General features: G+C 75.4%; 12 protein-coding genes. 5 read left to right on the plus strand and 7 right to left on the minus strand.

The window, feature by feature from the left end:
- The first annotated feature begins 362 nt into the window (after positions 1–362).
- Entirely contained in the window at positions 363–3,215 is a 2,853-nt protein-coding gene (locus tag ACZ4M8_RS07555) for a lysylphosphatidylglycerol synthase domain-containing protein (protein WP_467605293.1), read from the plus strand.
- A 116-nt stretch (positions 3,216–3,331) separates the two neighbouring features.
- On the opposite strand, the gene moeZ is transcribed toward ACZ4M8_RS07555, so the two are convergent.
- The 7 genes from moeZ to ACZ4M8_RS07590 form a co-directional block, all read right to left on the minus strand.
- Positions 3,332–4,510 carry an adenylyltransferase/sulfurtransferase MoeZ gene (moeZ, locus tag ACZ4M8_RS07560; protein ID WP_467604198.1) on the minus strand — a complete coding sequence of 393 codons (1,179 nt, stop codon included), beginning with the start codon at positions 4,508–4,510 and terminating at the stop codon, positions 3,332–3,334.
- A 75-nt stretch (positions 4,511–4,585) separates the two neighbouring features.
- On the minus strand, positions 4,586–5,401 hold the full coding sequence (locus tag ACZ4M8_RS07565) for a spherulation-specific family 4 protein (RefSeq protein ID WP_467604201.1): 816 nt from the start codon (positions 5,399–5,401) through the stop codon (positions 4,586–4,588).
- The gene (locus ACZ4M8_RS07570) at positions 5,389–6,339 is read right to left on the minus strand and encodes an NAD-dependent epimerase/dehydratase family protein (RefSeq protein WP_143943821.1); all 951 of its coding nucleotides are present in this window, start codon (positions 6,337–6,339) and stop codon (positions 5,389–5,391) included. Before ACZ4M8_RS07570 ends, ACZ4M8_RS07565 begins: the two co-directional genes overlap by 13 nt.
- A gap of 228 nt (positions 6,340–6,567) precedes the next feature.
- Positions 6,568–7,902, minus strand: coding sequence for a hypothetical protein (locus ACZ4M8_RS07575; RefSeq protein ID WP_467604204.1), 1,335 nt, complete (start codon positions 7,900–7,902; stop codon positions 6,568–6,570).
- Positions 7,899–9,515, minus strand: coding sequence for a glycosyltransferase (locus ACZ4M8_RS07580; RefSeq protein ID WP_467604207.1), 1,617 nt, complete (start codon positions 9,513–9,515; stop codon positions 7,899–7,901). The genes ACZ4M8_RS07575 and ACZ4M8_RS07580 overlap by 4 nt, the downstream gene beginning before the upstream one ends.
- 209 nt (positions 9,516–9,724) lie before the next feature.
- On the minus strand, positions 9,725–11,104 hold the full coding sequence (locus tag ACZ4M8_RS07585; RefSeq protein ID WP_467604208.1) for a DUF3152 domain-containing protein: 1,380 nt from the start codon (positions 11,102–11,104) through the stop codon (positions 9,725–9,727).
- A 7-nt stretch (positions 11,105–11,111) separates the two neighbouring features.
- Positions 11,112–12,110: an alpha/beta fold hydrolase gene (locus ACZ4M8_RS07590; protein WP_467604209.1), complete on the minus strand. Its 999-nt coding sequence runs from the start codon at positions 12,108–12,110 to the stop codon at positions 11,112–11,114.
- 191 nt (positions 12,111–12,301) lie between these two features.
- Here ACZ4M8_RS07590 and ACZ4M8_RS07595 point away from each other — a divergent pair, with 191 nt between their 5' ends.
- From ACZ4M8_RS07595 to ACZ4M8_RS07610, 4 genes are all read left to right on the plus strand, one after another.
- Positions 12,302–12,517: a hypothetical protein gene (locus ACZ4M8_RS07595; RefSeq protein ID WP_467604211.1), complete on the plus strand. Its 216-nt coding sequence runs from the start codon at positions 12,302–12,304 to the stop codon at positions 12,515–12,517.
- A gap of 148 nt (positions 12,518–12,665) precedes the next feature.
- Positions 12,666–13,307, plus strand: coding sequence for a TetR/AcrR family transcriptional regulator (locus ACZ4M8_RS07600; RefSeq protein WP_467604212.1), 642 nt, complete (start codon positions 12,666–12,668; stop codon positions 13,305–13,307).
- 119 nt (positions 13,308–13,426) lie between these two features.
- Entirely contained in the window at positions 13,427–13,654 is a 228-nt protein-coding gene (locus ACZ4M8_RS07605) for a DUF3107 domain-containing protein (protein WP_467604214.1), read from the plus strand.
- Between the two features lie 512 nt (positions 13,655–14,166).
- Entirely contained in the window at positions 14,167–14,436 is a 270-nt protein-coding gene (locus ACZ4M8_RS07610) for a hypothetical protein (protein WP_467604216.1), read from the plus strand.
- Positions 14,437–14,562 lie beyond the last annotated feature (126 nt).

Below are 14,562 nucleotides of genomic sequence, written 5' to 3' on the forward strand. Positions count from 1 at the left end.
GGGTACGGGCCGCGTGCGGGCCCGTGATGCGGGAGGCTCGGGGTGGGTGCCGGGCGGCGAGCGGGGGCTCGGCTTCCGCTTCTCCCGGCCGCGAAAAGCACCCTGATCCCCCCGCCTCCCGTACAGCCGTGCCACCATCTTCCGGGCGGTGACTGGTGGGACGTGAGCGAAACGCGACGTCCGGACGGCAGGGCGCGGCGCCTCCGCGGGAGGCGGAAGCGCCTGGTGCCCGGCAGCCGGGAGCCGCCGCCACCGCCCCGGGAGGCACGGCGCCGAGGCGCCGGACCGACCGGTCGGCGGCGGATCAGGGGAAGCAGCAACGGAGGCCGTCCGCGGTCTCCGCGACCGAAAAGGCGAGCACGATCGAGAAGGCCGAACGACCCGGGGCGTCCGAGAGACCCGACGGGCCCGCGCACCACGCGGGCGACGACGCGCAGCGGACGCCGCAGGGGCACGAGACGGGAGCCGGATCGCAGCCGGACGTGGAGCACGCGGGGCCCGAGCGGCCCGCGGGCGCCCCGGCCGCGGCGTCCGGCGGGGACGGCGGTGTGCCCCGGACCGGTTCGCATCCGGCGACGTGCGACGGCGTGGGATGCCCGGACGGCGAGGAGCACGCGGACCGGGTGTCCGGTGACGAGCCGCTGCTGCCGGCGCGGGTGCACCGCCCGGCGGATCTGCTCCGGCTGCTGCTCGGCATCGCGGGGATCGCGCTGGTCCTGGCGCTGGCGGCGTTCGCGCACGCCACGACGCAGGGGCTGGCCGACGACATCGGCAAGGGCGCGGGCCAGGCCCCGCGGCTGCTGATCAACTTCGCGGGTCTGGCGTCGAGCGTGGCGGTGCTGATCGTCCCGGTGGCGTTCGCCGTCGAACGGCTGATCAAACGCGACGGGCTGCGCATCGCCGACGGGGTGCTGGCGGCGGTGCTGGCGCACGGGGTGTCGTTGGCGACGGACCTGTGGGTCGCGGAGGCGGCGCCCGCCTCGATCCGGGCGGCGCTGACCCAGCGGATGCACGACGGGTCGCTGACCACGCCGGTGCACAGCTACCTCGCGCCGGTCATCGCGTACATGACGGCGGTGGGGATGTCGCGGCGCCCGCGGTGGCGGGTGGCCATGTGGTGCGTGCTGCTGCTGGACGCCTTCGCGGTGCTGGTCGGCCGGTACACCACCCCGTTCGCGATCGTCACGACGGTGCTGATCGGCTGGACGGTGGCCTACGGGACGCTGTACGCGGTCGGCACCCCCAATGTGCGGCCCACCGGGCAGAACCTCCTCGCCGGGCTGCGGCGCGTGGGGTTCCACCCGGTGAGCGCGCTGCGCGCCGAGGACCTCGCCAACCCGGACCACCCCGAGCACTCCGACCGCGGGCGCCGCTACCTGGTGACGCGGGAGGACGGCCCGCCCATCGATGTGACGGTCGTCGACCGCGAACAGCAGGCGCAGGGCTTCTTCTACCGGGTGTGGCGGCGTCTGTCGCTGCGCGGCATCAACCAGCGCCGCAGCCTGCAGTCGCTGCGGCAGGCGCTGGAGCAGGAGGCGTTGCTGGCGTACGCCGCGATCGCCGCGGGCGCCCGCGCCCCGAAGCTGATCGCCACGTCGGAGCTGGGCCCGGACGCCGTGATGCTGGTGTACGAGCACATCGGCGGGCGGCGGCTGGACGCGCTGGACGACGCGGAGATCACCGACGCGGTGCTGCGCAGCGCGTGGGAGCAGGTCGCGGCGTTGCAGTCGCGGCGGATCGCGCACCGGCGGCTGGTCGGGGACGCCCTGCTGGTGGATCGTTCCGGCAGGGTGACGCTGACGGAGCTGCGCGGCGGTGAGATCGCCGCGGGTGATCTGGTGCTGCGGATGGACGTCGCGCAGCTGCTGACGACGCTGGGACTGCGGGTCGGCGCGGAGCGGGCGGTGGCCGTCGCGGTGGAGGTGCTGGGGCCGGACGCGGTCGCGGACAGTCTGCCGCTGCTCCAGCCGATCGCGCTGAGCCGGACGACGCGGGCGACGCTGCGGCAGCGGGCCCGGGAGCGGTCCGCGCGGGAGCGGGAGGCGGTGCTGGAGGCGTCGCGGTCCGCGAAGGAGTCCCGGGAGAAGCTGGCGGCGGCCGGGCCCGCGGAACGCAAGCGGCTGCGGGCGATGCGCGCGCAGGCGAAGGCGGACGAGAAGCGGGCGCTGGACGAGGCGTCGGAGGAGGCGCGCGAGGAGGATCTGCTGGCGCAGATCCGGCGGCAGGTGCTGCTGATCCGTCCGACGGCGGTGATCGAACCGGCGAAGCTGGAACGGCTCAGCCCGCGGATCCTGATCAGTTGGATCGCCGGCGCTTTCGCCGCGTATCTGCTGCTGTCGCAGCTGATGTCGCAGGTGGCGCACTTCGATCTGATCCATGTGATCAGCCAGGCCCAGTGGATCTGGGTGCTGGTGGCGATGGTGTTCTCGGCGGCGACGTACATCGCGGCGGCGATGAGCCTGCTGGGGTTCGTCACGGAGAAGGTGTCGTTCGTCCGGACGGTGATCGCGCAGATCGCGGGGAACTTCGTGAAGCTGGTGGCGCCCGCCGCGATCGGCGGCGTGGCGTTGAACACCCGGTTCCTCCAGCGGGCCGGGGTGCGGCCGGGGCTGGCGGTGGCGAGCGTCGGCGCCTCGCAGCTGTTCGGGCTGGGCGCGCACGTGCTGCTGCTGTTGACGTTCGGCTATCTGACGGGGACGGAGAGCGGCGAGGATCAGCTGTCGCCGTCCCGGACGGTCATCGCCGGACTGCTGACGGTCGCGGTGCTGGTGCTGGTGGTGACGGCGGTGCCGGTGCTGCGGAAGTTCGTGGTGACGCGGGTGCGGTCACTGTTCGCCGGGGTGGTGCCGCGGATGCTGGACATCCTCCAGCGTCCGGGGAAGCTGGTCACCGGCATCGGCGGGATGCTGCTGCTGACGGCGGCGAACGTGATGTGCCTGGACGCGTCCATCCGCGCCTTCGGCGGCGGCGACACGCTCAGCTACGCGAGCATCGCGGTGGCGTTCCTCGCCGGCAACGCGCTGGGCTCGGCGGCACCGACACCGGGTGGTGTGGGCGCGATCGAGGGCGCGTTGATCACGGCGCTGACGCTGGCGGGGCTCGGCGGTGACGTCGCGTTCCCGGCGGTGATGCTGTTCCGGCTGATGACGTTCTGGCTGCCGGTGCTGCCCGGCTGGCTGGCCTTCACCCACCTCACCCGCAAGGGCGAGATCTGACGGGCCCCCGGTGCGCGGCGAAGGCGCCGCCCCGCGGCTTGCGGGGCGGCGCCTTCGCCGTGTCCGGGGCGGCGCTCACGGCCCCCGGTGCGCGGTCGGCAGACCGGCTTCTTCGGCTAGTAGACCGGCTTCTCCGGCTCGATCTGGTTGACCCAGCCGATGACGCCGCCGCCGACGTGGACCGCGTCGGCGAAGCCGGCGGACTTCAGGACGGCGAGGACCTCGGCGGAGCGGACGCCGGTCTTGCAGTGCAGGACGATCTTCTTGTCCTGCGGGAGGTCCTGGAGGGCGTTGCCCATCAGGAACTCGTTCTTCGGGATCAGCTTGGCGCCGGGGATCGAGACGATCTCGTACTCGTTCGGCTCACGGACGTCGATGATCTCGATCTTCTCGTCGGCGTCGATCCACTCCTTGAGCTGCTTGGGCGTGATCGTCGCGCCCATCGCCGCCTCCTGGGCCTCCTCGGAGACGACGCCGCAGAACGCCTCGTAGTCGATCAGCTCGGTGACGGTGGGGTTCTCGCCGCAGACCGCGCAGCCCGGGTCCTTGCGGACCTTGACCTGGCGGTACGTCATCTCCAGCGCGTCGTAGATCATCAGGCGGCCGACGAGCGGGTCACCGATGCCGGCGAGGACCTTGATGGCCTCGTTGACCTGGATGGAGCCGATGGAGGCGCAGAGCACGCCGAGGACACCGCCCTCGGCGCAGGAGGGGACCATGCCGGGGGGCGGGGGCTCCGGGTAGAGGCAGCGGTAGCAGGGGCCGTGCTCGCTCCAGAAGACGGACGCCTGACCGTCGAAGCGGTAGATGGAGCCCCAGACGTACGGCTTGTTCAGCAGCACGCAGGCGTCGTTGACGAGATAGCGGGTGGCGAAGTTGTCCGTGCCGTCCACGATCAGGTCGTACTGGCGGAAGATGTCCATCACGTTCTCGGCTTCGAGCCGCTCTTCGTGCAGGACCACGTTCACGTACGGGTTGATGCCGAGCACCGAGTCCTTGGCAGACGCGGCCTTGGAGCGGCCGATGTCCGCCTGGCTGTGGATGATCTGCCGTTGCAGATTCGACTCGTCGACCTCGTCGAACTCCACGATGCCCAGGGTGCCCACGCCGGCCGCGGCGAGGTACATCAGGGCGGGCGAGCCGAGGCCGCCGGCGCCCACGCACAGCACCTTGGCGTTCTTCAGCCGCTTCTGCCCGTCCATCCCCACGTCGGGGATGATCAGGTGGCGGGAGTACCTGCGGACCTCGTCGACGGTGAGCTCCGAAGCGGGCTCGACCAGGGGTGGCAGCGACACGGAAGACCTCAACAAGGGGGTTGGTCGGTGTGGGGCAGTACGGTTGTTCTGTCCGTAACACTGCCACGCCCGTCTTCATTCCAAGACACCTGGTCCGATGCGCGAGACGAAATCGTCCCAGTAGCCGGGCAGCGTCTCCCAGGCGTCGCCGTCGCGGTCGCGGCGGTCGGTGAAGAAGACCGTTCCGGCGCCCTGCCAGCGGGCGATCCGCAGCGCTTCGTCGAGGTGGGTGCCCGGGACGCCGTGGACGAGGTGGCAGAACTTCTCGGGCGGATGGTCGGCGGTCCACTGCGCCACCTGTGACCAGCGGTATTCGCACCACGGACCGGCGAAGGTGATGAGCTGGTCCGCGGATTCGGCGTACCCCGGGTGCGGATGGGCGCCGTGGCCGAGGACGAGGTGGACGCCGTCCGCCAGACCGCGCAGCGCGGCGGCGGCGCGGCGGGTGGCGGGCAGTTCGGCGCGGTCCAACGGGGCCCGGCCCAGCAGGAATCCGTCGGTCCGGTACCACTCCAGGAAGCGGTGGGCGTCGGCGATCAGCTCCCCGAAGGGCCGGGTGCCGTACCGGAGATCGAGATGTCCCAACAGGCGGACACCCGTCTCACGCAGCCGGGCGGCGGCGGGCAGGCAGTGCGGATCGGGACGCTCCCCCGGGCCCCGGGCGACGTCGAGGACCGCCCAGTGGACCGGGGCGACCGGGGCGTAGCCGGGCACCGCGCCCGCCACGCCCCGGGGGGCCTCCCGGGGGGCGACGAACCCCCGGGAGACCCGCAGCAGTTCGGCCCACTCGGTGGGCGCGAGCAGCGGATGGGCGATGCCCGGGACGCCGACCCCGAAGGGCCCGTCACCGGTGGGGGCGCGGGTCGTGCCCGCGGTGGTCAGATGCGGCATGCGGCCTCCATCCAGATGTCGGCGAGGGATTCCTCCAGTCCGATCCGCGGCCGCCAGCCGAGCCGGTCCCGCGCGGTGCGTACGTCGGCCTGCTGCCAGGTGCCGCAGCCGTCCGGGTAGGGGTAGGTGGGCGGCGCGGCGCCGTGCTCCGGCGACGGGCCCGGGATGATCAGGCGGGCGGGCGGCGAGTCCAGTTCGTGCAGCGCGCCGCCGAACCCGGCGACCCGGGCCAGGACCGACGCGGCCTCCCGCAGCCGCACCGCGCGCCCGGTGCCGATGTTGACGACGCCCTGCGCGGCGGAGAGCGACGCGGCGTGCACCGCGCGCGCCACGTCACGGACGTCGACGAAGTCCCGCTGGACGCCGAGCCCGCCGAGCTTCAGCTCCCCGTCGCCGGACTGCATGGCGCGGCGCATCGCCTCCGCCAGCCGTCCGAGCGGCGAACCGGCGGGCGTCCCCGGCCCGACCGGCGAGAAGACCCGCAGCACGACCGCGTCGAGACCGGAGCCGAGGACGAGTTCGGTGGCGGCGAGCTTGCTGACGCCGTACGGACCGCCGGGGCGCGGCACCGCGTCCTCGGCGGTGGACGAACCGGGCTGCGAGGGGCCGTACTCGGAGGCGCAGCCGAGGTGGACCAGGCGCGCGCCGCAGCCGCTGCGCCGCAGCGCCTCGCAGATGGTGGCGACGGCGACGGTGTTGTGGCGGGTCAGGTCGCGCGCGCCGCCGCGGGTGGCACCGGAGCAGTTGACGACGACACCGGGGTGGACGGCGTCGAGAAAGCGGGTGAGCGCGCCGGGACTGCCGGTGGCGAGGTCGAAGCGGACGTCGGCGTCGTCGCCGCGGCCCAGCACGGTCAGCTGGACGGCGGGGTCGGCGAGCAGGCGGTCGGCGACGTAGCGGCCGAGATAGCCGTTGGCGCCGATGAGCAGGACCCTCATCGGGCGACCCCCTGGTGCTCATGGCATGTGGTCGGGTGGACGTTCATGTGGCGTGCTCCTCGTGGGACGGGGCGGTGGTGGTGTGCGGCCGCGGGCGGACGGCCGCCGAGGGACGGCGGCCCGGAGGGGGTCCAGGTCCGCGCCGGGGCGGGGCCCGCGAGGTGAGAGGGGGCGGGGCGCCGGTGCCCCGGGCCGCCGGGCGGCCGGGCCGGAGGGCTATTCGCCGGATCATGGCCGGGCCGCCTCCGGCTGCCCCGGGGCCAGGTGGGCGCGGGCCCCGGCGAGGGCCCGCAGGGCGTACGCCAGGAGGCCGGCGGCGGTGGCGGCGCAGATCACGGCCGGTACGGCGGCCGGGCCCCCGGCGGCGGTGAGCGCGTCCACCGGCCGGCCGAGCGCCCGCGTGTCCGGCAGCCAGGCGGCGAGCGTCAGGGCCAGGGCGAGGAATTCGCCGGCGGCGGCCACCGCGGGCCCGGCGAGGGCGGCGGCGGGGAAGCCGTGGACGGCCAGCAGCCGGGCGAGGAAGAGCAGGGTGCCCAGGGCGGTGACGGCGACGAGGACGGCGGGCGGATCGGCGGGCCCGCCGGTCAGCCGGCGGGCGCCGAGCAGCAGGACGAGCTGGGCCGCGGCGTACAGCAGGGCGACGCCGAGCAGCAACGGCCGCACCCGGGAGGCGAGTTCGCCCAGCCCGCGGCTGACGGCGAGACCGCGCCGGGCGCGCCGGGCGAACCACCGGGCGAGCCCCGCGGCGGGCGCGGTACCGCAGGTCAGGGCGAGTGCGACGGCGGCGTCGAGGTGCGGGAGGCCGGGCCTTCCGGAGAGCAGCACGGCCACCGGCGTGCCCCCGAGGAGGGCGTGCCCGACGAGCCAGCCGACGGTGAGGACGGCGGCGTACGGGCGCCCGGCCCGGCGGCCCCGCGGCGGACCGGCGCTCAGGCACAGCCGGAGCGCGAGCAGGATGAGGACGGCGCCCGCGGCGGCGGTGGCGGGCCGGGCCTGCGGGTGCCCCGGGTGGGCGGCGGCGACCGCGGCGAGAGTGGCCGCGCAGAGCGCGCCCGGCAGCAGCGGGAGGACGGCCCGTACGGCCGCGCCGCGCCCGGCGGGCTCCGGGAGCGGCGCGGCGGCGACGCGCGCGCGGGGCACCCGGGCGTACAGCTCCTCGGCGAGCGAGAAGACGTCGCGGTGCCGGAAGCGGTGCGCGGTGCGGTCGGTGACGCCGTGCGCCTCCAGGCCGGCGGCGATCTCCAACGGGTCGACGGCGTACGCGCAGAGCCGCCGGTGCCGGTGGATCAACGTCTTCACAGGGTCGGCGCCGTGCGCGGGGGGCGTCTCCCGGGGCGGGCGGCCGCCCGGAGCCGCCTCCCGGGGCGCGTACCCGGCGGCCGCTCCCCGGGGCGGACCGGCGGGCATCTCCCGGGGCGGGTGCCCGGCGGCCACCGGGCCGGAAGGCGCCGTCTCCCGGCGGGCGGCCGGGCGACGGGCGGCGCGCCAGGCGGGGCCGGGGCGGCAGGGGCGTGCGGGGGTGCGGGAGGGCTCGCGGTCCGGGGAGTTGGTGCTCGGGGTCATCGCGTCTCTCCTCTCGTGGCCGCCGGGCGGCGGCGCGGCCCGACGGCCCAGCTCGGGGTGCGGTCGGTCGGGGGCGTACGGGGGACGGCGGCGCCCCGGCGGCCGGGGAGGTGGGTCTCGGCGGGGCGGGCGAAGGGGCGCGGGGTGCCGGGGCCGGGCTCCGGGTGGGCGTGGGCGAGGAGTTCGAGGTAGATGCCGCGGAAGGCGGTGAGGTGGCGTTCGGGCGTGAAGAGTTCCAGGGCCCGCGCGCGGGCGGCGGCGCCGAGACGGGCGCGGCGGGCCGGGTCGGCGAGGAGGGCGAGCGCGGCCTCGGCGAGGGCGTCCGGGTCACCGGCGGGGACGACCAGCCCGGTGCCGCCGATGACCTCGCAGACCGCCCCCGCGTCGGTGGAGACGGTGGCCCGGCCGCTGAACATCGCCTCCACCAGGGTGCGCGGGAAGCCTTCGTCGACGCTGGAGAGCACCACGACGGCGGCGGTGGCGTACGCGTCGGCGACGGCGGACGCCCCGGCCGGCTCCTCGAAGCGCACCGGGCGGGAGGGGCCGGGCCCCGGGGGGAAGAGCCGGTCGGCCAGGGCCCGGCAGTGGGCGAGGTAGGCGCCCGCGTCGGGGGCGTCGCCGGGCCCGCCGACGATCCGCAGGGTGGCGCCCGGGACGGCGGCGCGGACCCGGGTGAAGGCGCGCAGCAGGCCGGTGAGGTCCTTGGCCGGTTCGACGGATCCGGCCCACACCAGGGTGGTGGCGCCGTCGGCCCGCGCCTCGGGCGTTTGCAGGAACGGCCCGGCGTCCACCCCGGGATGGACGGTGCGCAGCCGCTGCGGGGCCGCCCCGCACCGCTCCTGCCAGCGGCGGGCGTGGGCGGTGTCCGGGGTGATGAGCGTCGCGCGGGCGTACGTCTCGGTGGCCAGGGCCCGGTGGAAGGCGGCGAGGAGGGCGCGGGCCGGGGCGCCGAGCGGGGCGGTGGCCCGGTCGAGGTAGTGGGCGCGCAGTCCCGGGCTGGCCTCGGTGACCAGCAGCGGAGTGCCGAAGAAGCGTTTGGCCAGCAGTCCGGCGAGGGCGGTGGGGCCGGTGGCGGTGGCGTGGCAGAGGTCGACGGTGTCGAGCCCCGGCGCGCCGTCGCCGTACCAGTCGAGGGAGAGCGGGCGCAGCGCCGCGTCGAGGCGGGCGGTGACCGCGAGGAGGTCCGGGACCTGCGCGGCGTGCGCGGCGGGGAGTGCGCCGGGGGCGTGGCAGACGCGCTCCAGCAGGCGCAGGGCGGCCTCGGAGCGGAGCAGCGCGGGCAGATCGGCGTGGTCGCGGGCGAGGTCGGCGAGGCCGTGGAGTCCGGCGGCGAAACGGTCCGCCTGGTCGGTGGTGCCGGCCGGTTCGGCGGTGAGCGCGGCGGTGAGGTCGGTGAAGTGGCGGGCGAAGCGGCGGCGGGCGAAGCGGTCGGTGGTGCGGCCCCGGCCGTCCGTACGGCGTCCGGCGCCGGGTGCGGCCCCGCGGCCCGCGGCGGGCAGCGCGAACTCCGTGAACTCGTGGCCGGGCAGCCCCTGGACGAGCCGGTCGTACCAGCGCGGTACGCCACGCGGCGCGCCGGGGCGTGCACCGTCGGTGAGCAGTCCGATGCGCACGTGTCCCCTCCCGTTCTCCGGTCTCGGCGTGTGTCGGTGTCCGGCGGGACGGTCCGGGCCGCCGGTTGCGGAACGACGCTACGCAAAAGGGCCGGTGGCGCGATGGACGGTTGTCCGTCGCGCCACCGGAAGGGGTGAACGGTCGTGACTTTCCGCCCCACGGGGCGTTCTGGTGCGCTAAGCAGCGGGTTCGCGCCCGGGGGCCCGCCTCACCGACCGCCGGGATACGGCCAGGAGTTGGGGCGGCAGGTGACGCCGTCCGTCGTCAGGAACTTCGTCTGCTGCATCATCACCGGCGCGAGCGCCCCGGAACGGGAGCAGACCTCGTGGTTGTGGCCGAGCCGGTGGCCGACCTCGTGGTTGATGAGCATCTGGCGGTAGGCGTACATCTTGTCCGGCCCGTACGTCTTCGCGCCCTGCGCCCAGCGGTAGGCGTTGATCATCACGCGCGGGGTCGCCGCCGAGTCGCACGAGACGTTGTCCTCGGAGGTGTCCAGGCCCGACTTGGCGCACCACACGTCGGTGGTGCCGGGGCTGGCCAGCGTGATGACGAAGTCGGCGTCGCCGGAGGCGACCCGCTCGAAGGTCCGGGTGCCGCCGTGCGCCCAACTCCGTTCGTCGTTGAGGGTCTTGTGCACCGCGTCGGCGAACAGCTCGCCGTCCAGCGGCAGTCCGGTCTCCATGTCGACGCGGTAGCGGACGACGTGCCCGCGGCCGGGGGCCTTCGCGGCGCCGCCGACCGGGGTGAACTTCCCCGAGGCGGTCAACTTCGCATCCAGCGGGAACGGCTCGGCCATCCGCTGCGCGTACGTGGCGGGCCTGGCGTCCTGCGGCCGGTCCCCGGAGCGTGAGGCGCCTTCGTCCTGCGGGTCGGTGCGGTCAGGCCCGCCGCCCGCGTGGCCGGTGGTCTGCGGCCGCTGCTCGGCGACCTGACCGGCCACCACGACGGCGAGCACGGTGGTGACCGCGGCGGCCGCGACGCCGGTGACGGTCCGTCCGAGACCGCCCTTGCGGCCGTTCCCGGCGGGCGGCGCGTCCGGCGCGGACGCCCCGCCCCCGCCACCCACCGCCCGGATCTCGGCCTCCGGCTCCGCAGCCTGCCCCGCGAGGGCCTCCGGACGGCCGCCGGGCGCCGCCCCGGACCCGCCCGGCGCGTCGAACGCCTCCAGGTACTCCCGCCGGGGCCCGCCGCCGGACGCCGCGTCCGCGCCGGGGCGGACCTCGGCGGTGGCGGGGTCGGGCAGCCGGAGGTCCGGTTCGGCGCTGCGCGGGCGCGGCACCCGCGGCCCGGTGGCGGACACCCGGGACGCGGCGCGGCGCACGGCGGGCGGGCCGGGCGCCGACGCGCCCGGGACCGACGGCGGCAGACCCCAGCCGCCGCCCGGCTCCCGCTGCTCGGGGTGGCCGCCGCGGACGCCTTCCCGTACGGGACCCGGGTGCGGGCGGACGGCGGTCTCCGCCAGGTGCGGCCGTTCGCCGTCGCCCGGTCCGCGCCGGCGGCGGCCGGTGCCCGGCTCCGCCGCGTGCGGCCCGGTCGCCGCCGTGTCGTTCCCGTCCTGCGTCCCGCCTCTGCGGCTGTGCCGTCCCACCGCTCCGTCAGCTCCTGCCCGTATCGGCCGCCGCCGTGTCGTCGATCAGTTCCCGGATGGCCCGCGCCACCGTCCGCGGGTACTCCATCATCGCCACGTGCCCGGCGTCGGGCAGTGTCACCAGCCGCGCCCCGCGGAAGGCGGCGGCGGCCCGCCGTGCCATCCGGTATCCGACGAGCCGGTCGCGCCCACCGTAGACGAGGAGCGTCGGCGCGAGCACCCGTTCCGCCTGCCGCCACAGACTGTGCTGCCCGCCGAGGGTGTAGGCGTTGACCAGCCCGCGCGCGGAGCGCTCCATCACCTCCCGGAAATACGGGAGTTCGAGCCGCTTGGTGTACTCGTCGACCGCGTCGCGGAAGCCGTCGGGGGTGACGTTGCGCGGATCGCCGTAGCAGAGCGCCAGCACCGCGCGTGTGCGGTGCTCGGGCGTCCAGTCGCGGGTGAGGCGGGCGAAGAGACGGGCCGTGCCGGGCACCGCGAGCAGCGCCGTGGGGATCGCCGTGCGCTGCGGCCGCAGCTCCGGCAGGGCCGGGGAGATCAGTGTCAGGGTGCGGACGAGGTCGGGCCGGGCGGCGGCGACCCGCGTCGCGGCGGCGCCGCCCAGGGAGTTGCCGACGAGGTGGACGGGGCCGCGACCGGCCGCGTCGAGATGGCGGATGACCGCCCGCGCCTGGGCCGCGACCGAGTAGTTGCCGTCGTCGGGCGGCGGCGCCTCGCCGAAGCCGGGCAGGTCGAGCGCCTCGCCGTCGAGCCGGTCGGCGAGCAGCGGCATCAGCGCCGACCAGTTCCGTGAGGAGCCGCCGAGCCCGTGGACGTACAGCGCCGGCTCGCGCTCGGCCGCGCCGGGGGCGGCGGGCGCCGTCAGGGTCCGCACGCCGAGCGTCAGTCCGGGCAGCGGCACCAGCCGCAGCGCCTCGGCGGACTCCTGCGGACCGGGCCGCCCCGGACCACCGGGCGGCACCGGAAGGGCTGCGGTGGCGGTGTCGGGCGACTCGGTCGAAGACATGCCGTCGATGTTACGAGATGATCACGCACGCTTTGTTGTGTTCGCGGTCACACACCGCATCGCGCCGCCGCATCCGCTCTTCTACGCTCGGTACCAAAGGCGCCCCGGCCGACGGCCCGCCGCGCCGCACACCGAACCGCCCGCGGGCGAGGAAGACACCGAGGTCCGAGAGAGTCAGGAGAGGGAACGCCATGCCGGTCGATCCGAGCGACCCGGACACCTTCGACGACGAGACGGGAACCGGCTTCTCCGACGAGGCACCGGAGGCCGACGCCCAGGAACAGCACGCGGACGTCGCCCCCCACCGCGACGAGACGCCCGCCGGCGCCGACCTCGACACCGCGAACGAGGCGGACCGCGCCGAACAGTCCCGCATCGTGGAACTCAACGAAGACGAATACCGATGACCTGGGGCGTTATGTCACCTTCTGACAAGGGCCCGGACCGTAATTTCTCGGCTCGGACCACGCACAGCCCGGTTACCCAAAAGTACGATGGCGGGCGCGGCGGGCGACCTTGTGCGCGCCGCGTACGGAACGACTTCTGGGAGGCAGCGTGAGCGCCATCGAGCAGACCGAGGCGGCGCGCCCGCGGGGCACACGACTGCCGCGCCGAGCACGGCGCAACCAGCTCCTGGGTGCGGCACAGGAAGTATTCGTCGCGCAGGGCTACCACGCCGCCGCGATGGACGACATCGCCGAGCGGGCGGGCGTCAGCAAGCCGGTGCTCTACCAGCACTTCCCCGGCAAGCTCGACCTCTACCTCGCCCTCCTCGACCAGCACTGCGAGGCGCTGCTGCACTCGGTGCGCACGGCGCTGGCGTCGACCAGCGACAACAAGCAGCGCGTCGCGGCGACGATGGACGCCTACTTCGCCTACGTCGAGGACCCGGGCGGCGCGTTCCGGCTGGTCTTCGAGTCCGACCTGACCAACGAACCGGCGGTCCGCGAGCGGGTCGACAAGGTCTCCCTGGAGTGCGCCGAGGCGATCTGCACGGTGATCGCCGAGGACACCGGTCTCTCCCGCGACGAGTCGATGCTGCTGGCCGTGGGCCTCGGCGGCGTCTCGCAGGTGGTGGCGCGCTACTGGCTGGCGGCCGACAGCAAGGTCCCGCGCGACACCGCGGTGGGGCTGCTGACCTCCCTGGCGTGGAAGGGCATCGCCGGTTTCCCGCTGCACGGCATCGATCCGCACTGACCGTGTTCGCTCCCGGCGTGCCCCTCGGGCACCCTGCACCTCCCCGCACCGGGCTAATGTGTGCTGCGTACGGCGCGGACGCCCGCGCACCCCAACTGACCGTCGGAGGGACATCAGCCGTGGAGGTCAAGATCGGCGTGCAGCACGCGCCCCGCGAGATCGTCATCGAGAGCGCGCAGTCTGCCGAAGAGGTGGAGGGCGCCGTCGCCGACGCCCTGGGCGGCAAGTCGCCGCTGCTGAGCCTGGTGGACGAGCACGGCCGCAAGGTCCTCGTCCCGTCGGACCGGCTCGCCTACGTGGAGATCGGCGAGCAGGCGGTCCGCAAGGTCGGCTTCGGCGCACTCTGAGCCCCGGCGCCCCACCGGCGCCGCAGGCCCCCGCGACGGCGGCCGGGACTCCCCGTCCCGGCCGCCGTCGCTGTTTCCCGCAACCACCGCGCGACCCCGCCCCGCAGCCGTCCCGTCTCCCCGGCCGGCCGGACCGTACGGGCCCCGGACCGCACCGGCCCACGGACCGTACGGGCCCGAGGGGCACCCGCACCGGACCGGCGGACCGCTCGGGGGCCGAGGGACCGCACCGCGCCGGGATCGCCTCCCGGACCCGCGTTCCTCTCCCCCGCCCGCGGGGTTCCGCTTCCCCTTCCGCTTCCGGACGGGCAGCCGCGGCCGCCGCGCTCTCGCCCGCGTTCCCGGCCGGAACGGGTTTCCCTCCCGCCCCGGGCGTCCCTCCTCCCCCACCGGTTCGGCGGAACGGGGGCATGAGGGTTGCTGAGCGTGGCTGGTGGGTACCACCGCTACGACCGATTTGTTCATCCGGTCGGTCCGCTTCGTCAGCCGTTGTTGCGCGGGAGGGAACACACATGATCTGGGAAGCTCTGGGCGCCGTCGCCGTCGGTCTCGTCCTCTCCGTCGCCGCCACCCGCCGGCTGCCGGATCGTTTCCCGGCCCGCTCCCTGACCCTCGCCACCGGCCCCGTCGCCGCCCTCCTCGGGGCGCTGCTGACGCACTCGATCCTCGGTCCGGGCCACCCCGTCCAGACGCTCGTCGCGGCCGTCGCCGTGGGCGCCGCGCTGCTCTCGCTGCTGCTCCGCCCGGCCCGCGGCGCCCTGCGCGGCTCGGCCCCCGCCTGACCTGCGGCACACGGGGAGCGGGGGGGGGGAAGAGGGAGGGGGGGGGGGGGTCGTGTTCGCTTTTGTGGGTGGTATCATGCGCCATACCAGCACAAATATCACCCTCTTTGTTGCCCTCCACTTCCC

This window comes from Streptomyces sp. NPDC027185 (genome assembly GCF_055567035.1).